Annotated in this window: 24 protein-coding genes; 9 read left to right on the top strand and 15 right to left on the bottom strand. The window is 49.0% G+C overall.

Annotation, left to right across the window (positions count from 1 at the left end; genetic code table 11):
- Positions 1-73: 73 nt before the first annotated feature.
- Positions 74-1,042, bottom strand: a complete 969-nt coding sequence (locus WG68_RS19175; RefSeq protein ID WP_052749095.1) for a nuclease-related domain-containing protein — start codon at positions 1,040-1,042, stop codon at positions 74-76.
- Between the two features lie 196 nt (positions 1,043-1,238).
- Between WG68_RS19175 and WG68_RS13445 the strand changes: the two genes are divergently transcribed.
- The 3 genes from WG68_RS13445 to WG68_RS13435 all read left to right on the top strand — a co-directional run bounded on the left by WG68_RS13445 (position 1,239) and on the right by WG68_RS13435 (position 3,082).
- Complete coding sequence (locus WG68_RS13445) at positions 1,239-2,069, top strand: hypothetical protein (protein WP_046558224.1); 831 nt, start codon at positions 1,239-1,241, stop codon at positions 2,067-2,069.
- Positions 2,069-2,617, top strand: coding sequence for a DUF6843 domain-containing protein (locus tag WG68_RS13440; protein ID WP_046558223.1), 549 nt, complete (start codon positions 2,069-2,071; stop codon positions 2,615-2,617). The genes WG68_RS13445 and WG68_RS13440 overlap by 1 nt, the downstream gene beginning before the upstream one ends.
- A 171-nt stretch (positions 2,618-2,788) precedes the next feature.
- Complete coding sequence (locus tag WG68_RS13435; protein ID WP_046558222.1) at positions 2,789-3,082, top strand: hypothetical protein; 294 nt, start codon at positions 2,789-2,791, stop codon at positions 3,080-3,082.
- Positions 3,083-3,288: 206 nt separating this feature from the next.
- On the opposite strand, the gene WG68_RS13430 is transcribed toward WG68_RS13435, so the two are convergent.
- From WG68_RS13430 to WG68_RS13395, 8 genes are all read right to left on the bottom strand, one after another.
- Entirely contained in the window at positions 3,289-3,684 is a 396-nt protein-coding gene (locus tag WG68_RS13430; RefSeq protein ID WP_046558221.1) for a type II toxin-antitoxin system YafO family toxin, read from the bottom strand.
- Entirely contained in the window at positions 3,681-3,974 is a 294-nt protein-coding gene (yafN, locus tag WG68_RS13425; RefSeq protein ID WP_046558220.1) for a type I toxin-antitoxin system antitoxin YafN, read from the bottom strand. Before yafN ends, WG68_RS13430 begins: the two co-directional genes overlap by 4 nt.
- A 149-nt stretch (positions 3,975-4,123) precedes the next feature.
- The gene (locus WG68_RS13420; protein ID WP_152663111.1) at positions 4,124-4,456 is read right to left on the bottom strand and encodes a T6SS amidase immunity protein Tai4 family protein; all 333 of its coding nucleotides are present in this window, start codon (positions 4,454-4,456) and stop codon (positions 4,124-4,126) included.
- A gap of 38 nt (positions 4,457-4,494) precedes the next feature.
- Complete coding sequence (locus tag WG68_RS13415; protein ID WP_046558218.1) at positions 4,495-4,875, bottom strand: hypothetical protein; 381 nt, start codon at positions 4,873-4,875, stop codon at positions 4,495-4,497.
- Positions 4,876-5,028: 153 nt separating this feature from the next.
- Entirely contained in the window at positions 5,029-5,604 is a 576-nt protein-coding gene (locus WG68_RS13410) for a hypothetical protein (RefSeq protein WP_046558217.1), read from the bottom strand.
- 30 nt (positions 5,605-5,634) lie between these two features.
- The gene (locus tag WG68_RS13405) at positions 5,635-6,186 is read right to left on the bottom strand and encodes a hypothetical protein (protein ID WP_152663110.1); all 552 of its coding nucleotides are present in this window, start codon (positions 6,184-6,186) and stop codon (positions 5,635-5,637) included.
- A 16-nt stretch (positions 6,187-6,202) separates the two neighbouring features.
- The gene (locus tag WG68_RS13400) at positions 6,203-6,502 is read right to left on the bottom strand and encodes a hypothetical protein (protein ID WP_046558215.1); all 300 of its coding nucleotides are present in this window, start codon (positions 6,500-6,502) and stop codon (positions 6,203-6,205) included.
- Positions 6,499-7,269, bottom strand: a complete 771-nt coding sequence (locus WG68_RS13395; protein WP_046558214.1) for a hypothetical protein — start codon at positions 7,267-7,269, stop codon at positions 6,499-6,501. Before WG68_RS13395 ends, WG68_RS13400 begins: the two co-directional genes overlap by 4 nt.
- A gap of 180 nt (positions 7,270-7,449) precedes the next feature.
- Here WG68_RS13395 and WG68_RS19170 point away from each other — a divergent pair, with 180 nt between their 5' ends.
- The 3 genes from WG68_RS19170 to WG68_RS13380 all read left to right on the top strand — a co-directional run bounded on the left by WG68_RS19170 (position 7,450) and on the right by WG68_RS13380 (position 8,785).
- Positions 7,450-7,677 carry a hypothetical protein gene (locus WG68_RS19170; RefSeq protein ID WP_052749094.1) on the top strand — a complete coding sequence of 76 codons (228 nt, stop codon included), beginning with the start codon at positions 7,450-7,452 and terminating at the stop codon, positions 7,675-7,677.
- Positions 7,674-7,967 (top strand): hypothetical protein, encoded by a 294-nt coding sequence (locus tag WG68_RS13385; protein ID WP_046558213.1) that lies wholly within the window; start codon positions 7,674-7,676, stop codon positions 7,965-7,967. The genes WG68_RS19170 and WG68_RS13385 overlap by 4 nt, the downstream gene beginning before the upstream one ends.
- Positions 7,968-8,119: 152 nt before the next feature.
- Complete coding sequence (locus WG68_RS13380) at positions 8,120-8,785, top strand: hypothetical protein (RefSeq protein ID WP_046558212.1); 666 nt, start codon at positions 8,120-8,122, stop codon at positions 8,783-8,785.
- Positions 8,786-8,827: 42 nt separating this feature from the next.
- Here WG68_RS13380 and istB read toward each other — a convergent pair whose 3' ends face one another.
- Together istB and istA are read right to left on the bottom strand one after the other, a co-directional pair.
- Positions 8,828-9,583, bottom strand: a complete 756-nt coding sequence (gene istB, locus WG68_RS13375) for an IS21-like element helper ATPase IstB (RefSeq protein WP_046558211.1) — start codon at positions 9,581-9,583, stop codon at positions 8,828-8,830.
- 11 nt (positions 9,584-9,594) lie between these two features.
- Positions 9,595-11,136, bottom strand: coding sequence for an IS21 family transposase (gene istA / locus WG68_RS13370; RefSeq protein ID WP_046558210.1), 1,542 nt, complete (start codon positions 11,134-11,136; stop codon positions 9,595-9,597).
- A gap of 278 nt (positions 11,137-11,414) precedes the next feature.
- Here istA and WG68_RS13365 point away from each other — a divergent pair, with 278 nt between their 5' ends.
- Positions 11,415-11,771 carry a hypothetical protein gene (locus WG68_RS13365; RefSeq protein ID WP_152663109.1) on the top strand — a complete coding sequence of 119 codons (357 nt, stop codon included), beginning with the start codon at positions 11,415-11,417 and terminating at the stop codon, positions 11,769-11,771.
- Positions 11,772-11,850: 79 nt separating this feature from the next.
- Here WG68_RS13365 and lpdA read toward each other — a convergent pair whose 3' ends face one another.
- The 4 genes from lpdA to pdhR all read right to left on the bottom strand — a co-directional run bounded on the left by lpdA (position 11,851) and on the right by pdhR (position 18,552).
- Entirely contained in the window at positions 11,851-13,263 is a 1,413-nt protein-coding gene (lpdA, locus tag WG68_RS13360; RefSeq protein ID WP_046558209.1) for a dihydrolipoyl dehydrogenase, read from the bottom strand.
- Between the two features lie 165 nt (positions 13,264-13,428).
- Positions 13,429-15,063, bottom strand: a complete 1,635-nt coding sequence (gene aceF / locus WG68_RS13355; protein ID WP_046558208.1) for a pyruvate dehydrogenase complex dihydrolipoyllysine-residue acetyltransferase — start codon at positions 15,061-15,063, stop codon at positions 13,429-13,431.
- A gap of 11 nt (positions 15,064-15,074) precedes the next feature.
- Positions 15,075-17,741, bottom strand: coding sequence for a pyruvate dehydrogenase (acetyl-transferring), homodimeric type (gene aceE / locus WG68_RS13350; protein WP_046558207.1), 2,667 nt, complete (start codon positions 17,739-17,741; stop codon positions 15,075-15,077).
- 52 nt (positions 17,742-17,793) lie between these two features.
- On the bottom strand, positions 17,794-18,552 hold the full coding sequence (gene pdhR / locus WG68_RS13345; RefSeq protein ID WP_046558206.1) for a pyruvate dehydrogenase complex transcriptional repressor PdhR: 759 nt from the start codon (positions 18,550-18,552) through the stop codon (positions 17,794-17,796).
- A gap of 298 nt (positions 18,553-18,850) precedes the next feature.
- On the opposite strand from pdhR, the gene recQ reads away from it, so the two are divergent.
- The gene (gene recQ / locus WG68_RS13340; RefSeq protein ID WP_046558205.1) at positions 18,851-20,647 is read left to right on the top strand and encodes a DNA helicase RecQ; all 1,797 of its coding nucleotides are present in this window, start codon (positions 18,851-18,853) and stop codon (positions 20,645-20,647) included.
- Between the two features lie 146 nt (positions 20,648-20,793).
- Entirely contained in the window at positions 20,794-22,896 is a 2,103-nt protein-coding gene (locus tag WG68_RS13335) for a sensor domain-containing diguanylate cyclase (protein ID WP_052749092.1), read from the top strand.
- Positions 22,897-22,933: the final 37 nt, after the last annotated feature.

The raw sequence follows: 22,933 nt of genomic DNA, 5'->3' as shown, positions 1-22,933 counted from the left end.
TTAAAACCCTGACAACAAATCTAAGCATGACTTATTGCTTACAGGTCGCAAAACTAGTCGCCAATGCTGCTGATTAAGCATCGAACTGCTGCATATGCAGCTTACTCAGTATCTTTTTGCTTTCTGCCGCCAAATTCAGCCTGGCGGCAAACTGGCGCAATTGCTCATCGCTAAAGCAAGGCTGGGTAAACTGCTGGATATAAGCAGCCACCTGCCGGATATAACATACCTGTGCCGGCAGCGGCGTTCTGAACTCTGCCCTATCACTAAAAGCCACTACCGACTTAACCAGACTGCTGTCGTGCATGCTTAAGCTCAGCGCAAACTTTACCGCAGCGGTGTGTTTATTGTTTTGCAGTAGTGGGTTTTGAAAACTGTGTTTGCGCCGAAAGTGCTGTACTGTCCAGTTTGGCTGGTGTTCACTGCCAAAAATCCAGCCCTGGTAGTTTTTCACTTCAATCACAAAAATGCCGTAGGGGCTTAATACCAGATGATCCACTTCGGTTAAATCGCCTTGGGCGGTTTGCAGTATCAGATTGCGATAATGTTGATTTGCAACAGGTAAATCACGCACTAACAGCCGGTGCAGCTGCCGCTCGGCCATCGCCCCCAAAAACCGCGCCCGGTTGCCAAACAGCAGTGCAATAAGCAAACCGGGCAGCACTAATAGCAATAAGAAGCCAATAATGTAGGGAATATAGGGCGTAAACAGGCTTAACATCATCGCGCCCATATCGAATTTTTGTGCCGGCGATGCAGCCTTAGCCGGCGCAGGCTCCGTAGCGTTATTAGCCACGGGCACTGCCGGTTTAGCCTGGATATTGGTAAGCACCAGCGGCTTATCCGGCGCCGGTATCGGGTTTTTGCAGTGGTTGGCAAACTCGCGTTTGCTGTCTAAATAGTTACGGCTTTGTGGCTGCGGGCTAAAGCGCGCTATTTGCTGCTGCAGCAAAATGCAGGTACCTTCAGTGTACTGCTGTTGGCCCAAAGCCAGCGGGGAGAACACTAACAACAGTGGTAAGGTAAAACGCCAACAGCGCATAAGTGGTCCCTGATATATGGAGTGCTGATGCTAGCAAGGTAGGGACTTAGCAGCAAGGAGCGGTGCACGTTTAATTGTTATCAACCCCAACTTTTCTAATTACAAATAATTAAAGTTTTGTTTTTCGTAGACACCAATCCCCCGCGACTGTAAATTACATTTAATTAACCACCCAATTACCAATTTAAGGGCAACCATGCTAAATGGGGCTATATCCAGTCTTGCTGCATACAAATTTAACATTCGCTCTTTTCATCCCGAACGAACCTTTGGCTGGAGCGGCATGATGTTTGAAGGCGATAACCGGGGTTTTTCATTACAATCCAGTGGTACCGGTGCCGTGACATCCCGGATTTGGCATATATTTCAGCTGAACACGCATAACTCTTCATACGCCCAAACGACGCGCTCTGATCCTTCCAGAGCGCCATGGAGCGACGAAGTTGAAGATTACCAGGGTGAGCTTGCACCACGCCACGAACTGCGGGAGTTCAGCAGTACAACCCAAAACAGCTATGTTAAGCATTACGCTGTTACCGGCAATTATTGGGGCGTTAATCATGCCATGCCATTGTCCAAAGAATTACAGCGAACCGTTGGCACCTCTTATGTTCCCAGGCTCGATGTGAAATACCAGATAAAAATCGATATCGACCGACTTAACCACCATATCGACCTTGTGGTGTATATCACCGGTGACGGCTTCCCCAATTGCGAAGCCTTTATTGTCGATCCCAGTGGCCAGAAAATTTTTATCGGGGTGCATGTCAGAAAAGGTGCCGCTCCGATAACACTGGCATTAAATCTGGATTACCCGATGATTGTTTGTGCATTGCGTATTCCAATCGATGTACACGGTAACTTTATGGAAACGGTTGGCGATGAGCTAGCCAGGCGCGCCAGCCATAGTCGAACTTTGCGATACCAGAATATAAATAGCTGGAACCATAAATTCCTTGCGATGAATCCAAACGACCGACGCTGCATGGTTGTGGAAAACTTTTCACTGGAGGGGTGCTTTAACTAATGCCAAAAATCCAAATCTTAGCGGGTATCAACAACATTGGGCGAAGCAGTCTGGCCGCCATATTATTGTGCTGTTCACTGGCAGCATGCAGCGAGGCTGTGCAACGCGACGCCGAAAGTTATGTTCTGCCGGCAAATTATGTCGGGGCCTTTTACATTATTTTCGACCAACCGACAGGTGCCCCTGCAATTAAACTTGAGCAAGCGCGGCTGTTTCAAATCCCGGATAACGGCGTATTGCTAACCCAGGAAAGGATTAGCGAAGGCGCTATTGCTGCCGATAAGCTACGTTTTTTCCGGCAGCAACCAGCCAACCAGCTTGCTGAAATATCCGCCCGCTGGTACAGCAGCATCGACCCCGAGCAAGCCTATCAAGACAGTACCACCTATATATTTGGCGGTGGTCCTGGTGTATACAGCAGCTCAGAGCTGAATTGCGATATCCACTTTCGCGGCTTTCATATCGGCACCCAAAGCCAGATCCTGGATCAGGTAAACCACTTTGAAATTGAAATCTTTATTAAGAACAATAAACTTGGCTGTGATTAGTAAAGTTTGTAACGGACATGCTGCAGGATCACCACTGACGCAACTCGGTTTAACAATTATTGGGCTCCCGGCCAGCCAGCGAAGGTAATTTTCTGTTCTGATAATTAAACAGATAACTCTGCATAACACGAAAAGCAAAGGTAGCAACCCCGAGCATTTCTGGAGATGGTTATGAGTGAAAACAACCCTATAAAGCCAAAGCTGGTGCATAGCAAACAGCCTGAAGCACGCCCTGAACCTGGCACGCCGGAATTTGATGCCTGGCTACTTAAGCGGGCGAAAGAGCGCGCTGCGAAGTATTTAACAGATGAGTACGATTTGGGTGACGATGAACGCGGCATACTCGCCGGTGGCTATGATCGTTTACTGATGTCTGAGGAAGAGCTGGCCGAGGAAGAAGAAGCCATGGAGCAAGCGCAGAAGCAAGAACGGCGTAAACACCTTAAGTCTGTTGACTCCAAGTAAGTAGGCCCCGGCTGCATTAAAGCTCGCAACCGATTTAATTTTCATCTGACCCTAATATTTAATTTAATTTTCATCTGACCCTAATATTTAATTTTCATCTGACCCTAATATTCACCCTAATATTCCCTATTGGCTCTGGCCGTCGTCCGGCTTTCACTACAATCGGGGTTTTAAAGGATACACAGGGTCAGGCCTTGAAAGCTACCTTAAAACTGCTGTCGAAACGCCTGCGCCATCAAGCCCAGTTGGTACATCAGTTGGTTAGACTTGGCTAAGTTATGGGCATCGGGTTGCAGGATGGCCATTAGCAGATAGCAGTTCTCGTTGCTAAAGCCTTGGCAGTAAACCAAATGAGTATCGCTGGTGCGCTTTAGCTGAGCCAGTAAAACCGGAAAGCCAGAGCCATTTGCTGCTAAGTGGATATGCCTAACCTGCTCTTGCTTAATGATATCGAGGTTAAACGGATGGTCATAGGCAACATCTTTGCCAAATAGCGCTGGCAGCATGCCGGATTTATATAGCCGGAAATCCTGAATTAACGCCGCGCGCTCTTCTGCAGTTAATACTTCATCCAGCACCTTGCTGGTAAATACCCGGATCACTCGCTAAATTCGCTCAACTTGGCTGTATCAGCCTCTAACAACAGTTTCTCACTAATCCGACTTATTTCTTGTAGTCTTGCTGCACCCGGCCGGAACAAACCAGGCTCTGCGGCGCCGGACGCTTCAATAATCCGCAACATTTTTTCGTATAGCGCGGCACTAAGCATATAACCCGTGGGCTTGTTGTTCGATAACACCGCCACCGGTTCATCAATAAAATACTGGCTTAAGTTTTTGCGGGCTTCTGATACTGAAACCGCCTTTTCGGCCAAAATTGCATGTGACGCCATAACACACCTCTAGTACAAAATTTAGTACATGATTAAATACAAAGCTAGTATGGTGCAGTGTGTGGCGGTTTGCAAGGCGTTTGAAAATAACAAAGGCCGCATTTGCGGCCTTTGTTATCTAACTACTTAAAGAGTTACTTTTGCTTTGCCTATTTAGCGGTATAGCCCTGATAAATCTTTGCTACCAACTCAGACTCTGCAAAATCGATACACTTCATCAGGTTATTTTGCTGACCGGCCTGGGTGGCGTAGTCTTTCTTTAACCACTGCAGTATTGGCTCTGCCAGTTCCTGATAAGCTTCAAGTGGCATGCCGCCAAACTCGCGATAGCCGTTTAATGCACTTACTGCCTGCTGGTGAATATCGCCATCGGAATAGGCCGTGGCTAAGCAACTGGCCTGGGCGTAGTGCTGAAACAGCTTAAGTTCGCTTTGCTGTTTAAACGCCATATCGGCCTGGACCATGCCAGACCCAGCCATCATTAAAATAAATGCCGTTAAAGCTGCTTTGGCTTTCACGCTTACTTAGTCATCATATTATCGAAAAAATCCCGGTATACTTTTTCATCCAGACCAATGTCTGGGCAGGTCAACGCATCTTGCCGAACAGCAGATAACTGCACCTTTCCGTCAGTTACCATTACCGCCTGCGATTGTAATGAGCAATTATCCGCTTCAGTAACAGACCATTTAGCTACCTTCGTCAGCGGTGCCGGCTTGCCTGCTACTATAAATACGTTGCTGTCCTCATACTGAAAATAGTCGTGATCTTTGTAGTCAATTTTAACCAGGTTGCACGGCGGCGTTAGCTGCAATTCTAAGCTCTTGCCCTCGCTGGTTACCGTACAAACATTATTGGCATAACTGACACTGATATTAGCCTGAGCGCACCAAGTAATCATTAGAATAACAGCCAGAAAAGCGAGGCGACTCATACTGAAATTTCCCAAAACACTACCTCGCATTTCTCTTAAAACGCTTCAAGAACGCCCCATACCTCACAAATCAGAATTTGGTGTCTGGCAAGTAAAACAAACTAAAGGGCATGCTACCCGTCACTTTGTTGGCGATAAGCGGGTTAACCATTTTTGTGCATCTCCTTCGCTAAAGTTGCCGATTAGCCGATAAACCTGTTCACTATTGGCCGCCGTAATAAAAATGGTGTTGTCCGGTGCATCGGCGTTTAGCCGAATATAAGCAGTGTAACGCCCATCGCTAAACACTTTAAGTTGAGTGGCAGCATCAATATTAAACACCCCAAGCAAGGCCTGCTGCTGTGCCGTTAACTCATGATTACCACGCCAGGAAAATAAGCGTTCTAATGCCTGCCCAGTGCTGGCACTTCCGGTACGGGCAGCCAAACCTGCCAAAGCTCTATCAGCACCTTCGTAACTCAGCACATCAAAACGGTTGTTGTTTTGCTCAAATACAATGGAAGGCGCAGTGCCTGCCAATACCTGTACGTTGCTGTAGGCGCCGGCTTTGGTACAAATGTTTAAATCGACAAAGGTCAGAACTAATTCATTGCTGGCGCAGTTAAACTCAGGCCACTCTGCCGCAACTGGCTGTGCTAGTAAGCTGCACGCTGACAAAGCCAGAAGTGATAACAGTAAGCATTTTCTATACAGCATTAATTGACCGTAAAGCCCTTAAACACCTGGTCAAGGTACAAGCACCTGCATCCCATGTGAGCTTTTTAGAAAATCAGCATAGCCATTCGTAACTTGCTGCTGCACATCATAATGCTTTTCAATATGCGAAAACTCCGCACAGCCACTGGTCATTACTATTGCGTCATCTTTACTAACACCGGACATGGCAAGCATTTTATCGTCTTTAATAATTCTAAGCGTGGCCACCATGATTGCTGTGCCAAAACTATCCTCTCGTACAAACGACGACACATACTTAAAGCTGCTTCCAGGCTGCGTTACATGCGACAACAGTAAAACATCGCTGTCGCTGCCTTGGCTAATGTTCCGGTAGTATTCTTGTTCTGACCCCGAGTAGGTAGTGAACATGATTGACGCCGGAACCCAGTTTTCTAAATCGTCTTCATCAATCCTGTTGCTGTACTCCAACTCCGCGATTTGATCGTAACCGGCTGGAATACGCCAGTCACAACCCATGTAATCCAGACTTGCAGCCTGACAGGCTGATGCGCATCCTAATAGGCAGATTACAATAAAGCTTGTAGCCGATTTAATTTTCATCTGCCCCTAATTCCCCTTAGGCAAAATACTGCCACAGATAAGCTGATAATGAACCGATGGCAATAACAGCAATAACGCCAAATAGGGGCCACCAGGAACGCGGCTTATTGTTGCTTTGCTGCGCATCAATCAACCGGTATGAAATAAAACCAAGCACTGCTGTTACCACAACAAAGCAAGCTATGGCGACATATACCAATCCAGTTTGCCACCAGGCAACCGCTGCAGAGATTAAGCCAGCATACAGAAAAACTTCAAATGACAAATCAGCGAGAAAGCGTCGCAAACCTTTAGTAAAGCCCGTGGCACGACTCATCTGCAAATGCCTTTCAAATTTATATTTTCTGGTTTAGCGCAAAACTCTTTAATCGGCAGCGGTGCCGGTTCCACTTGAGATAGCTCCATTACTTCTGCTACCCCCAGCTCTAATGTATGTACAAGTTCAAGCTCCTGCGATGTCATATTACTAACTACCAGTTTATTATAGCCAGGTGGCAAACCATCAGGGCGACCCGTTAAAACTGACTGAATAACTGCATCAAGCGATTTATGCCCTTCCGCGATAGCCTTAATACCAGCTCCGTAGGACGCAATACCAAAATTAGTAATTGCCACAGTAACTTTCGCACTGCCCGGCAGATTTTTATTACCTAACTTTCCGCCAGTACTGGCATAGTTGGTAAATTTACCGCCTAAAAGACGCCCGGCAATATCAGCTTTACGATATTTAAAGTTATAGCGAACAATGTCTGAAAGTATCGGCGTTTTACCATCTGTGATTTTACCAGTAATCTCATCACGCAATGGCTGAGTAATTTTCCAAAGTTCATTGGCTCTGATACTAGCAGCTCCCTTGTGCCCGTGTCCCCACATCCCCATTTGCATCTGCAGCTGAAATATTCCAATCCACCAAGTAATGGGATGGTTATATCCGCCTTTGATAAACCGGCGCCATGCCGCCTCGCTACTACCTGCAAAATTCGCAAGGAAGCGATCTTTCTCTACCTGTTCAACTTTTTGTAAAGATTCAACAAAATTTTGAATGTCCTGCTTTTCGGATGCATTTAAATTAAGTGCTGGCATAAATTCCTTTTTAATCACATAACCACATTTAACGTTACCGAATTTTACACATTTTGAAAATTAATTGAAACAAACATAGGCCAGCAAGTGAAAGTTAGTTTTCTGTTGTGGGTGGCTACCTGAAGCAAAACTACCCTTTGTGGACTGGCAATCGGCATTCCAACAAAAACCGGAAAATCGATGCGGTTGGATGTGATAGAAGCTAATCCCGACAAAACACCACTTTCAGGTCAGATTTTTACTATTGCGATGACCGCCTTTGAAGCCTATGCTGACGCTATTGGCGCGACACAAATTAAAATTATGCGCCCGTTAAACCAAAAGCTTATTTCGCTGTATCAGCAAAAAGGTTTTATTTATCAAAAGAGCTGGGGCAGCAACCCTGAACATCTGTGGAAATGGTTATGAGTAACAAAAAAGCAGACAAACCAAAACTGGTACATAGTAAAGACGTTGAAGCTCGTCCTCAGCCGGGCACGCCGGAATTTGATGCCTGGCTACTTAAGCGCGCTAAAGAGCGCGCGGATGAATATTTTACGGGCGAGTACGATTTGGGTGATGACGAACGCGGCATACTTGCCGGTGGCTATGACCGTCTGCTGATGTCTGATAAAGAGCTGGCCGAGGAAGAAAAAGCCATGGAGCAAGCGCATAAGCAAGAACGGCGTAAACACCTTAAGTCTGTCGACTCCAAGTAAGTAGGCCCCGGCTGCATTAAAGCTTGCAGCCGATTTAATTTTCATCTCACCCTAATTTTGTAATTTTGATAATTAAGTAACTATCTTAACAACAGCCCATTTTCACGCATGCTATTTTAATTAATTAGTATTGACAATTTTAAGGAAATTAAATGGCAACTACTCCCAAGAAAACATCTACAACTTCAAGAAAACCGGCTGCTACTCCCAAAAAGCCAGGTGCCGCCACTATTGTCAAAACAACTGACAAACAGGCTGAAGTAACTCTGAAGTCATGGAAAGATTTTTCCGATATTCTCTCATCACGAGTCAGGCCACATTTCAGCCTCTACGAAACGAAGAGAAAAATAAATAACTTACAATCAGAACTAAATATTAAAAACCAGATATCCAAGTTAGAACAAAGAGCGGAAAAGCTAAGTAGAGAACTATCTGAAGCTCTTGAAGAGCAAAAAGCAGCTGATACCCAAAGAGATGAGTTAAAGGGAATCATTGAAGAAATAAATGCCAAACAAAAACTGGAACATCTTTTTAGATGCCTCTCACCAGAAGCCCATGGAGTAATTGAATCTGACGCGAATTTTAGAGCCAACTTCGATGATGGCAAGCAGATCGAAGCTTTTGTGGTTTCAATAGATATACGCCGTTCTACTGAGTTAATGTTGAAAGCCAAAACTGCAAGTGCTTTTGCAAAATTCATAACTACGCTCTGTGCGGACTTCGATAATTTAATTAAAGAAAATTATGGTGTAGTGGACAAATTCACTGGTGATGGAATTCTTGCGTATTCTGATTTATGTGAACACCGATTCTGGTGAATGTGAACACCCAGATTTCCCCGCGTTGGGCTCAGTGCCTTTTTAACCTAGGTGTTCATTTTCAGTCAACTCTGATGTGACTTTTCGCATCGATTCCCCCTTTAATTTTAGTCTGTGAGCGTTGTGCATTAGTCTGTCTAAGATGGCATCGGCCAGCGTGTTGTCACCAATCGCCTGATACCATTCCTCCGTTGGTAGCTGGCTGATCATAATGGTTGAGGCATGCTGATGCCGGTCGTCCATGATCTCCATCAGATCATTACGCTGCGCCGCTTTTAAGGGTTCCAGCCCCCAGTCATCCAGGATAAGGATGTCATACTTAGCAATTTGCTTTAATGCCTTGCTGTAACTGCCATCGGCTTTGTGTTGGCTTAGCTCCAGCAGCAAGCGCGAGAGGCGGTAGTACTTCGCGCTATGGCCTTTCATAATGGCCGTATGGGCCAGAGCACAAGCCAGATAGGTTTTGCCGCTGCCACAGGGGCCGGTAATGAGGATGTTCTGGTGCTTAGCCACCCAGCCACAGCTGAGTAAACCCGCCATAGCCGATTGGTTTAAGCCGCGTGGTTGTTCATAGTTAATATCCCGTGCATTGGCCGCCACTTTCAGGGTGGCAGTGGTGAGGAGTCGCTGTTGCTTGCGGTTGTCGCGGCTTTGCTGTTCATGATCAATCAGCAGCTGTAACCGCTCATCGAACGCCAGAGCCTGATAGGTGCCGGGCTGCTCCAGTTGTTGCAACAGCGCCTGGGCCATGCCGTGTAGTTTTAGTTGTCTGAGTACAGTGATGTTGTGTGTTGTCATGGTGATTTACCTTAATGGAAGCTGTTGGGGCCGCGGATGTTTTCATGTTGCTGCGGTAAGGCTGGCAGGTTGTCGTCTTCCTGTACCAACGTATCGAGGTTGCTGCTGAGGATGGACTTGATGTTTTTTAGCCGGTCTAACTGCTGTTGGTTAGCAATGGCACAAGCCTGATTAATTCGCTCTGGTGGGTATTGCCGGGTCAGGTTGAGTAAGCCTAAACACACACGGTAGCTTTGCTGCTCATGGGCTTTGCTATCAAGCAAGCGCACGACCCAGGCTAAGGTGTCACTGCCGATATCTTTAGCCCAGTTCATTAATCGGCCACGGTTCCACTTATGGTGTTTTTCGTGGCGGATGGGCATGTGCTCTGGCGTGGTGCTTATTCCCCGGCGATGGATACGGGGATGGCTGGCGCCCCGTTTATTCTGGAAGTACAGCGTGATGAGGTTATCCGTGGCATGCAGCTCCAGTTTCTCGCCCACCAGCTGATGCGGAGCCGAGTACAGGTGCTCATCATATTGCACATGGTAATCGATGTTGAGCTTAACCATTTTGATGTACGTGTACTGATACGGCTCACGCGGTAAACGGCCAAGCGCAGGCTTATCTAACTGCTCGAACCATTCCTGGCGGTTGCCGGTAAATTGCTTAAACGGCCGGCTGTTGACGTCTTTTAGTAAGGCACTAATGCAGTGATTCAGCTCGGCCAGCGAGAAGAAGGTGTGGTGTCGCAGCCTGGCTAAAATCCAGCGCTCAATGATTTGCACGCCCACTTCCGCTTTAGCTTTATCCTTTGGCTTACGCGGCCTGGCGGGCATAATGGCGCAGCCGTAGTGGTTAGCCAGTTGCTGGTACGCGGCGTTGATGTCTGGCTCATAGCGACAGGCTTTGGTAACCCCGCTTTTTAAGTTATCCGGCACAATCAGCTTGGGCACGCCACCTAAAAAGCTGAAGGCCCTGGCATGGCTACCCAGCCAGTCCGGTAGCGTCTGACTTAAGGTGGCTTCCGCATAGGTGTAATTCGATGCGCCCATCACCGCCACAAACACCTGCGCAAAGCGGATTTCGCCGGTGCTGGCACAGACAATCGGTACCGTTTGGCCAGCATAATCCACAAACAGCACCTCACCGGCAATATGGGTCTGACGCATCGAGCGGCGCTGCTTTTTCTGCCACTCCATATACAAGTGGCAATACTGGGCATAGCTGTAGCAACGATTTGGGTAGTGCTGGGTGTATTCTTCCCACAGCAGATGTTTGGTCACACCCGGTTTATGCAGCTCTTTATGTACAGCTGTCCAATCCGGCAGTTCAAGTCTGCTGGATACGCATGAGTCAGCCTTGGGATAGATAAGCTGTGCCAGCGCACTATCATCGAGGGTGCAGATGGTTGGCCAGTCGATGCCTTGTTGCTCGGCTGCGCTGGTGACTTTTTGGATAGCGCCGATACTGACGCGCAGGCTATCCCTGACTTGACGAACGGATAGGCCAGCATGCAATCGTAGCCGGAGGATTTCACGAAGTTTACGCATTGATGTTCTCTGTCTGGTCATAACCGTATCCATCTGAAAATGAATAGGTTATCAGTGGTAACAATCAACGCGGGAAAAGCATTCTGGAATTATGTGAACACTGATTCTGGAAATCGGGCAAAAGTGTTCACTTTGCGCCAGAATAGGTGTTCACATTAAATCAGTACGGGTGTTCACATAAAACCAGAATCAGTGTTCACTTTGGGGCAGAATACGCAATTCTAGCGTACTTTACCAGATTCTACTCAGGCTCAGACGCAGGATTTTATGCATTAAAGGCTAGCCAGGAAGCGCATAAAGTGTTTTACGAAAGATACAAAGAGCATCGTTCAAGTTTCACCACGGTATTGAAAAACGTGGGTTTAGGTGTGGGTATCGATTTTGGAAATGTGCATTTGTTAAACATTGCTGGTGCTCTTACAGTAGTAGGGCAACCCGTGGTTTATGCATGCAGAATGGGTGGAGCTCCCGCAGGTGAAACTTACCTGAACCAACCAGCATATGAAGAAATTGCAGAAAAATATTCGGGAGCGACCATAATCGATGAAACAACTATAAACATAAAAGCTGAAGGAGAATTGCTGGCTTACTCAACAAAACTCAATGGAAAGCACGTTAAAATTCAAGTACCTGAATGGAACCATAAAGCTGAATGATTTTCATAAAGCTGAATGATTTTCATAGTAACAAAAAGGCCGCAATTGCGGCCTTTGTCTTATCTAACAACCCAGAAAATTACTTTTTCTTGGCTTTCGGGTTAGGTAAGTCAGTGATGCTACCTTCGTAGATCTCTGCCGCTAAACCGATAGACTCGTTCAGGGTTGGGTGAGCGTGGATGGTTAACGCGATATCTTCAGCGTCGGCACCCATTTCTACTGCTAAGCAGATTTCGCCCAGCATTTCACCGGCATTAATACCAACAATAGCGCCACCTAAAATACGGTGCGTTTCTTTGTCGAAAATCAGCTTGGTAAAGCCTTCAGTACGGGCAGAAGCAATGGCGCGGCCTGAGGCTGCCCATGGGAAGGTAGCGGTTTCTACTTTTAAACCCTGCTCTTTCGCTTCTTTCTCGGTAACGCCAGTCCAGGCCATTTCCGGGTCGGTGTAAGCGACTGATGGAATGCAGCGTGGGTCGAAGTAGTGCTTCATGCCAGCAATCACTTCAGCCGCTACGTGGCCTTCATGCACGGCTTTGTGCGCTAACATCGGCTGGCCGATAACGTCACCAATGGCGTGAATGTGGCTAACGTTGGTACGCAGCTGCTTATCAACATTGATAAAGCCGCGCTCGTCTACCTTAACCCCGGCTTTAGTGGCGTCTAACAGGTTACCGTTTGGCTTACGGCCAACGGCGACTAAAATTTTGTCATAACGTACTGCTTTATCCGGGGCGTTTTTGCCTTCAAAAGTCACGTATAAACCGTCTTTCTTCGCTTCAACCGCAGTAACCTTGGTCGACAACATAATGTTGAATTTTTTGCTGTTGTACTTGGTGTAGGCTTTTACCAGATCGGCATCAGCGGCCGGTACTAACTGATCAGCAAATTCTACTACCGATACTTTAGAACCCAGTGCACGATACACAGTACCCATCTCCAGGCCGATAATACCGCCACCTAATACCAGCATTTCGCCCGGAATATCTTTTAATTCCAGCGCGCCGGTTGAATCAATTACCCGGTCGTCATCTTTTGGAATAAACGGCAGCGCTACCGGCTCTGAACCGGCGGCGATAATGGCGTGTTCAAAGGTAATTTTGGTGTCGCCTACCTGTAAGGTGTTAGCACCGGTGAATTTACCGAAACCGTTTACTACCTTAACCTTACGCATTTTCGCCATGCCGCCCAGGCCATTGGTTAACTGGCTGACCACTTTGTCTTTCCAGCTGCGGATTTTGTCTAAATCAATTTTCGGCTCACCAAAAGTCACGCCGTGCGACGCCATATCGTGGGCGTCGTCAATCACTTTAGCAACGTGTAATAAGGCTTTAGACGGAATACAACCGACGTTTAAGCAAACGCCACCTAAGGTGCCGCGCGCTTCAACCAGGGTAACGTCTAAACCTAAATCTGCGGCACGGAATGCTGCAGAATAACCACCAGGGCCTGCGCCCACGACTACTAACTGAGTTTTGATATCGTTGCTCATCGTATTACCTTCATATTTGTCCGGTTTTCTGACAGCATTACTTTGTAGGGTACGGCTATCAGGCGAAAATAGTGGCGGAATTTTAACATCAGAGCCGCCGCTCTGTAACCCAAGATTGCGTTACTAATGTAAAATTACGCCAGTTTTTGCTGGCGTAAGCTACTTTTACATAATAATTTGCCGGATATCGGCCAGGTAACTGGCCAAAGTGGCAGTAAAGCGTGCTGCTAAGGCACCGTCAATTACCCTATGGTCGTAAGATACCGACAACGGCACCATTAACTTAGGTTCGAACTCTTTACCGTTCCATTTGGGTTTAATCTCAGATTTCGATACCCCCAGAATGGCCACTTCCGGCGCGTTAACTATCGGCGTAAACGCCGTGCCGCCAATGCCGCCTAAACTGGAGATAGTAAAGCAGCCGCCCTGCATATCGGCAGCTGTCAACTTACCTTCCCGCGCCTTGGCCGAGATGTCCATCAGCTCGCGTGACAGCTCAATAATGCCTTTTTTGTTAACGTCTTTTACCACCGGCACCACTAGCCCGTTGGGCGTATCTACCGCTATGCCCAGGTGAATATACTTCTTCATAATCAGGCTTTGGCCATCGTCCGACAGCGAGCTGCAAAAGGTCGGGTAATCTTCCAGCGCCTTGGCCACCGCCTTCATAATAAATACCAGCGGCGTGTATTTCACGCCCAGCTTTTTCTTATCGGCTAAGGCATTCTGCTCTTTGCGGAAGTCCTCCAGGCCGGTAATATCGGCTTCGTCAAACTGGGTAACATGCGGAATGCGCACCCAGTTGCGGTGCAGGTTATTACCCGACAGCTTTTGAATGCGCGATAACGGCTTGCTTTCTACTTCGCCAAATTTGCTAAAGTCGACTTTCGGCCAGGCGATTAAATCAAAGCCCATGCTATTGCCACCGCCAGCAGAACCAGCAGAGGCCGCACCACTTTCAACCCGCTGCACCAGCTGCTTAACATAGCTTTGCACATCTTCTTTTACTACCCGGCCTTTACGGCCACTGCCTTTCACCTTGGCCAGGTTAATGCCAAACTCACGCGCTAAGCGGCGAATAACCGGTGAGGCATGGGCATAGGCGCTGTTCTCAACAAAGCCGTCGCTGGACGCTGCGCTTTCTGGCGTTTTAGTTTCCGCTTTTGGCGCAGTGTCAGTTTTTGCTTCGGCTTTTTCTGCTGCTGGTGGTGCGTCGGCAGGTGCTGCCTCGCCATCAGCCGCAGCGGCAAATACCATAATCAGGCTGCCGGTCGACACTTTATCGCCAACGCTCACCTTAATTTCTGTGACCTTGCCATCGAACGGCGCCGGTACTTCCATACTGGCTTTATCGCCTTCAACACTGAGCAGTGACTGGTCAGCTTTAACGCTGTCACCCACTTTTACCAGAATTTCAGTCACTTCTACCGGGTCGCCACCAATGTCAGGCACTTCAACGTTTTTGCTGGCGCTGCCGCCTGTTTTTTTGGCTGGGGCACTATCCGCCTTTGGCTCGTCTGCTTTTTTAGCTGCAGCGGGCTTTTCATCGGCTTTATCTTCGCCAGCGCTTTCGCCTTCAAAAATCATAATCAGGCTGCCGGTTTTCACCATGTCGCCGGTTTTTACTTTAATTTCTTTGACCACACCGCCTGCGCTGGCCGGTATTTCCATGGCGGCTTTGTCGCCTTCCACGTTAATTAAAGACTGATCGGCTGCAACCTTATCGCCGACTTTAACCATAATTTCGGTTACTTCAACTTCATCTGCACCAATGTCCGGCACTTTAATATCAATCGTCATACGTTATCCCCTTACGCGTACAGCGGATTGGTTTTGGCCGTATCAATGCCAAATTTCTTAATGGCCTCGCTTACCACCGCTTTTTTCAGCTCGCCTTGTTTTACCAGCTCGGTCAGCGCAGCAACGACGATGTAACCAGCGTTCACTTCAAAATGCCGGCGCAGGTTCTCACGGCTGTCAGAGCGGCCATAACCATCGGTACCCAGCACCTTGTAAGACACAGCCGGTAAAAAGGCCCGTACCTGCTCGGCGTAGTTTTTCATATAGTCGGTTGCGGCAATCGCTGGCGCCGTGTTCATTACCGTGGCAATAAACGGCGTTTTGTCCTTAGCGTCCGGGTGTAACATGTTGTAACGCTCAACGTCCTGACCATCGCGCGCCAGCTCGTTAAACGAGGTAACCGAGTACACATCAGAGGCAACGCCGTAATCTTTGCTTAAAATCTCAGCCGCTTTGCGCACTTCATTAAAGATGGTGCCCGAGCCTAACAGCTGCACCTTGCCGCGATCGCCGTTGTACGACTCCAGTTTATAAATACCGCGGCGAATGCCTTCTTCGGCGCCTTTTGGCATGGCCGGGTGGTGGTAGTTTTCATTCATTACCGTAATGTAGTAATAAATGTTTTCCTGATCCGGGCCATACATGCGACGAATACCGTCCTGCATAATTACCGCCAGCTCGTAAACATAGGTTGGGTCGTACGAAATACAGTTTGGCACTGTACTGGCCAGTACATGGCTGTGGCCATCTTCGTGCTGCAAGCCTTCACCGTTTAGTGTGGTACGGCCGGCCGTGGCGCCTAACAGGAAACCGCGCGCCTGCTGATCGCCCGCCATCCAGGCCATATCGCCTACCCGCTGGAAACCAAACATCGAGTAGTAAATGTAGAACGGGATCATCGGCAAATCGTTGGTGCTGTATGAGGTGGCTGCCGCTACCCAGGACGACATGGCGCCCAGTTCGTTAATACCTTCCTGCAGTACCTGGCCGCCAGTGTCTTCTTTGTAGTAGCTGACCACAGAACGGTCTTCCGGCGTATAGGTCTGGCCGCCCGGGTTATAAATACCAATTTGCCGGAACAAGCCTTCCATACCGAAAGTACGGGCTTCATCGGCAATAATCGGCACTATTTGCTTACCGATATGTTCGTCTTTTAACAGAATATTCAGAATACGGGTGTAACCCATGGTGGTGGATATTTCACGCTTTTGCTCTACCAGCAATGGCTCAAAAGCCTCCAGTTCTGGCAGGGTTAACGGCTTGGTGAAATTAGGCAAGCGTACCGGAGTGTAACCATGCAGCGCCTGACGGCGGTCGTGCAGGTATTGCAGCTCAGGCGAGCCTTTTGGCAGTTCAATGTAGGGTAAGTCAGCTACCGCGTCTTCACTGATATAGTCTTCCAGCCCCAGGCGTTTGCGTAATTGCAGCACGTGGGTTAAGTCCATCTTTTTCACCTGGTGGGCAATGTTCTTACCCTCGGCCGCATCGCCCATGCCATAACCTTTGACGGTTTTGGCCAGAATAACAGTGGGCTTGTCGGTGCAGTTTTGCGCTGCCTTAAAGGCGGCAAACAGCTTGGATGGCTCGTGGCCACCGCGTTTTAAGGCAAAGATTTCTTCGTCGGTCATATCCGCCACCAGCGCGGTGGTTTCCGGATAACGGCCAAAGAAGTGCTTGCGCACAAAGGCGCCGTCGTTGGCTTTGTAGGCCTGGTAGTCACCGTCGACCGTTTCGTTCATCAGCTGCAACAGCTTACCGGTGGTGTCTTTGGCCAGCAGTTTATCCCAGCCGCGGCCCCACACCACTTTAATCACATTCCAGCCGGCGCCACGGAATAAGCCTTCCAGTTCCTGGATGATTTTACCGTTACCCATTACAGGGCCATCGAGGCGCTGCAGGTTACAGTTAACTAAAAAGCACAGGTTATTCAGTTTTTCGCGAGCGGCAAAGCTGATGGCACCGCGTGACTCCGGCTCGTCCATCTCGCCATCACCTAAAAAGGCATACACCCGTTGCTCTGTGGTGTCTTTTAAACCGCGGCCATTTAAATACTTTAAAAACCGCGCCTGATAAATAGAGGCGATCGGGCCTAAACCCATAGAAACCGTCGGGAACTGCCAGAACTCAGGCATTAATTTCGGGTGCGGGTAGCTTGATAAACCTTTGCCGTCGACTTCCTGGCGAAAACCATCAAGCTGGGCAGCCGTTAAGCGGCCTTCGACAAAGGCGCGGGCATAAATTCCCGGCGAAATATGGCCCTGATAATAGACTAAGTCGCCACCGTCTTTGTCATTCGGTGCGCGGAAAAAGTGGTTAAAACAGGTTTCGTAAAACGCGGCTGAAGATTGGAACGAGGCCATATGGCCGCCCAGATCCAGCTCTTTTTTCGAGCCGCGCAGCACGATCATAATGGCATTCCAGCGAATAACCGAGCGAATACGCCGCTCCAGATTGACATCGCCCGGGTAGGCCGGCTCTTGCTGCGGCGGGATAGTATTAATGTAGTTAGTGGTAACACCGGTTGGCATGGCCACGCCTTCTAAGCGGGCCTGCTCTAATACCTGTTCAAGCAGGAACTGCGCCCGCTCAATACCTTCGGTGCGCACCACTGACTCCAGCGCTTCCAGCCACTCTTTTGTTTCCAGAGCATCGATGTCAATCTTGCTGACTTCAGACATATCGAGGTTTCCTATGGTTGTTCACGCCCGCGGGCGCTGAAAATTAGTTGTTTTAACCCTGTTGCGAGCGGCGCAACGAGCGTTCGATCCGCGAGCGCTCTTTGTCCAGCGCTAACAAGGCTTCTTCAATAAACGCCAAATGGCCATTACTGGCCTGCCGGGCCAGCTCAGGCTGGCGGCTGATCACCGCTTGCATCAGACGGCGCCGGTGATCATTCAGCTTTTCGGCTATGCCGTCACGCTGTTGCAATGCCGCCAGATTAAGGCGGATATTCTGTTCCGTTAACGGTGTTAAACTTCTTACCAGGTGTAACAACACCACATTATGTGATGCTTCGGCCACTGCCAGATAAAACTGGCTAACCGCCTTGGCTTCAGCCTCGGCATCCTGAAACTGCTGATTCAGGCAAATTTCTTCGTATAAGCTTTTGATTTTTTTATGATCGCTCTCGGTACCGCGCAGTGCCGCATAATAAGCACAAATGCCCTCTAAGGCATGGCGGAACTCCAGAAAATCAAATTGTGAATCCGGATACTGCGCCATCAGGCTAAATAACGGATCGGTTAAATCCTTTACCAGATTATCGCAGACATAGGTACCGCCCCCCTGGCGCCGGCTAACCAAGCCCCTGGCTTCCAGCTTTTGAATAGCTTCACGTAACGAGGGCCTGGATACCGCAAAACGTTCCGCTAACTCGCGCTCAGACGGCAACTTTTGCCCGGGCGCGAAACTGCCTTCCAATAGCAGGTGTTCCAGTTGCGCCACTATCTGATCAGACAGCTTTGCTGGCTTTATTTTTAAATCAGCCATAATGGGTTAGTAAAGTCCTTATTTATGCGACAGCGGTAAATTGGTCTTACCAATAGTTAAAAGTGGCGTTACGGTAGCATTTTTACAATAACAAGTAAATAAAGCAGAGATCCACAGCAAAGGCAAAAACAAATTTTAATTAGAGTATAAACTCAAAAAATAGCGGAGCAACGCAGGCAGTATGCAATTGGTCTGACCAAGTTAAATGCTGACAATAAAATCCACTGGCGGCAAAGCTGTAAATTAGCGGGCGTTACGCATACAATAGCCGCTGTTTTTTTAACGGTATTGTCGGCGCGTGTCAGAACAGTTATTAGCTACGCTTAAACAAGCCTTTGGTTACAGCGCTTTTCGCGATGGCCAGGCCGAAATTATTGACGCTGCGTTAAATGGCCGCGACAGCTTTGTGCTGCTACCCACCGGTGGCGGCAAATCCTTGTGTTATCAGTTACCCGCGCTGCATTTGCCGCAGGTAACCATAGTGGTGTCGCCACTGATGTCGCTGATGAAAGATCAGGTCGACGCCTTGCAGGCCAATGGTATTGCCGCCGAATTTGTTAATAGTAGCCTCAGCCGCGAAGCGGTATTAGAGGTGTTTGCCAGGCTACGCCGTGGTGAGTTAAAGCTGCTGTATGTCGCCCCCGAGCGTTTATTACAACCGGCTTTTCTCGATCGGCTAACTGACGTTGGCGTCAGCCTGTTTGCCATTGATGAAGCGCATTGTATTTCGCAGTGGGGCCACGATTTCAGGCCAGACTATATGGCGCTGGCGCTGTTAAAGCAGCGCTTTGCCAGTGTACCGGTAATGGCATTAACCGCCACCGCCGATATTGCCACGCGTCAGGACATTGTGCAGCAGCTGACATTGCAAAACCCCTGCATTTATACCGGCAGTTTCGACCGGCCCAATATCCGTTACACCGTGCAGGAAAAATTCCGGCCACTGGAGCAGGTGGTCAGCTATTTAAAAGAGCAGGACGGCACGGCCGGTATTATTTATTGCAGCTCGCGGCGTAAAGTCGATGAGCTGAGCGGCCAACTTCGCGAGCGCGGTTTTAAAGTAGCGGCTTACCACGCCGGCCATGACAGCGAGCAACGTGGCCGGGTACAGGACGATTTTAAGCGGGATGATATTCAGATCATCGTCGCCACCGTGGCGTTTGGCATGGGAGTGAACAAATCAAATATCCGCTTTGTTATTCACTTTGAATTGCCGCGCACCATTGAAGCTTATTATCAGGAAACCGGCCGCGCCGGTCGCGATGGCGTGCCGGCTGAAGCCTTAATGCTGTTTGACCCGGCCGACATTACCCGCATGAAACGCTGGCTGGAAGCCGAAGAAAACCCTGCCCGGGCCGAAGTGGCCTGGCAACGCTTTCAGGCGATGGCCGCCTTTGCCGAAGCCCAGACCTGCCGCCGCCTGGTACTGCTGAATTACTTTGGTGAAGCCCGCCAGCAGCGCTGTGGTAACTGCGATATTTGCTTAAACCCGCCGCAGCAATTTGATGCCACCGAGCTGGCCCGTAAAGCGCTGTCTTGTGTGTACCGGGTAGAACAAAGTTACGGCATGGCGCATGTGATTGAGGTACTGCGCGGCAGTCAGAACCAGAAAATCCGCGAGCAGGCGCACGATAAACTCAGCACCTGGGGTCTGGGCAAAGATCACAGCCACGATTACTGGCTCAGTGTGTTACGCCAGCTGGTGCATTTTGGCTATTTACAGCAAGATATTACCCGTAACTCGGTGCTGCAATTATTACCAGCGGCCCGGCCGCTGCTGCGCGGCGAAACTAACCTGCAACTGGCAGTGCCCAGGCTGCAAAGCAGCCAGAAGGTACCGGCCAAGCTCGGTAACCAGAAGTATGACCGGGCCTTATTCGCCCGCTTACGCACCTTACGCAAACAGCTGGCCGAGCGCGACGATGTCCCCCCCTTCGTGGTGTTCAGCGATGCCACCTTAATTGATATGTGTCAGCGTTTACCTACCGACAATGGCAGCATGCTGGCGGTGTCCGGCGTTGGTAACACTAAGCTCAGCCGCTATGGCGCTGAATTTATTGCTGAAATTGGTGATTATCTGGCAAATCAAGGCTAAGCTTATGTTGCTTTTGTATAGCTTAAACGTAATTAAATAGCATCTTGCACTGTTAAATAAGTGCCCGATTAAAGCAGACTATGCTAAAGTTCCGGCTAAAGCTCCGGCTGAATTCCGGCACTATTTCCAGCAAACGGAGACCCTCTGTGGTAACGGCAAAACCCCTGTTAGTTGCTTTATTGTTGTGGTTTTGCAGCTGGCCGCTGCTGGCTGCGCAAAGTGAAACTAACCGACTGACCCCTTACACGGCTGACAAAGTCAGCATCCAGCATTTGTATGCTATCAGCGCCCGCAATGAGTTGACCCTGGAGGATATTCTGGCTGATCCGGCCTATCTTCATCGTTTTCAGGCCATTCAGGGCGATAAGCGGATCCTGTTCAGTGACCAGCAGCCGGTGTGGTTTAAGGCCCGCCTGCGTAATACCAGCAAGCAAGCTGCCAGCTGGTTGCTGGAATATAATTTTCCGATGGTCGATAAGCTCGAGGTTTACCGGGTAGACCGCGCCAGTAAAGATATTGAGCTGTTAAACCGCACCGGCAATGATTACCCGTTTAACGAGCGGGCTCTGCCCTACCGGGGCTATGTCACTGAACTTAGCTTCGGCCCGGAGCAAGAATTCGATGTTTATATACGGGTAGTCGATGCTGCGATAATTCCCAGTGATATTACCCTGTGGCAACCCACTGCTTTTATCCGGGTGCAGCAAGGTAACGCTATTTTTGATGGTGTATTAACCGGCATTCTGCTGATGCTGGCGTTACATAGTTTATTGCTGTTTAATCAGCAACGGCAGCGCCAACGGCTGTATCAGGCGCTGTTTTTTGCTGGCTTTGCCATGGTGTTGGCCATTTTAAATGGTCTGGCGTTTCCGCTGTTATGGCCGGACAACCCGGCGATCAATCTGGCTGTGCTGTATATTGCTTCGGGGTTAACCCTGTTATGTCTTAACCTGTTTATCCGCGCCAGGCTGGAACAGCCGCTATCGCAGTTCTGGCAAGTATTACATATGGGCAATAACCTGCTGACCCTTTGCCTGTTGTTCAGTCCGTTACTAATTGACGGCGAATGGCGCTTCTGGCTGTTGATGGGCTCTATTACTATGGTGCTAGGCAGCAATATTGTACTGACCTTACATCATACGATTGCCGGCCAGAAAAGTGCCCGCTCGCTGGCACTGGCCTGTTTCTTTTTACTGTTAAGCGCGGTTATTCTGACCACCGCCCAGTTGGGTTACTTTAAGCAATTACTGGATTGGCATTATTTAACCCTATTGCTGATCCTGCTCAGCATGACGGTTATCCACTATAGCCTGGACCATATTCACGCCGAACAAACCACCGACCAAGGCTCGCTGCAACAACTGCGTAAATACCAGACACTGTTTCAGCAGGCTGCAGAAGGGCTCTTTGTTGGCAATGCCGAAGGCCAGTTACTGAACGCCAACCCGGCGTTGCTACAAATTTTAGGGTACCAGCATCTTAACGAGTTACGTCAGGATGTTGGCGGCCACGGTATGGCCCGCTTTTATGCCAACCCAAGTGAACGCCAGGATTTTATTGCCCAGCTACATAAACATGGCCAGCAACAAGCAGAAATTCGTGGTTTACGCGCCGATCGCAGCCCATTCTGGGCGTTATTATCAGCCCGGCTGGTGCCGGCAACGGCTACTGAACCGGCCTATATTCATGGCTCAGTAATTGATATCAGCAAGCAGAAGCTGGCTTACGAGCAACTGAGTTATCAGGCAAACCACGATACCATTACCGGCCTTTACAACCGGCATTATTTACAGCAACAGCTTACCCGTAGCCTGTATCAGGCTGCCAAGCGCAACAGCAGCCTGCTGTTTATTGATGTGGCACAGTTTAATGATATTAACACCCGCTTTGGCCACAATGCCGGTGACAGCCTGTTAAAGCAGCTGGGCCAGCAGCTGGCTAAGCATTTAGCGCCGGCCGATATGCTGGCCCGACTGGAAAAAGACCAGTTTGCCTTATTGTCACCGGGTAAAAATGCCAATGAAGCACTGGTAGTGGCATACCGGCTGGTAGATCAAATCAAAGCCTTTGAATTCAGCTGGCAACAGCAACCATTTACTGTCAGCATCAGTATCGGCATCAGGGTAATTGATAACAGCCGGCTGGACAGTGACAGTTTCCTGCTGCAAGCGGCAACCGCAGCAGCGACCGCCCGCGACAAAGGCCAGAACCGGATCCACCTGTATACCGAACCGCTGCTAACCAGCTAAGCGGCTTGGCGTATAAATTTGCATCACCCCCTTGCTG

Origin of the sequence: Arsukibacterium ikkense, assembly GCF_000987775.1 — a bacterium.
Classification (GTDB): Bacteria; Pseudomonadota; Gammaproteobacteria; order Enterobacterales; family Alteromonadaceae; genus Alishewanella; species Alishewanella ikkense.
The sequence above is the reverse complement of the archived record's forward strand: the minus strand, read 5'-3'. Positions and strand labels throughout refer to the sequence as shown.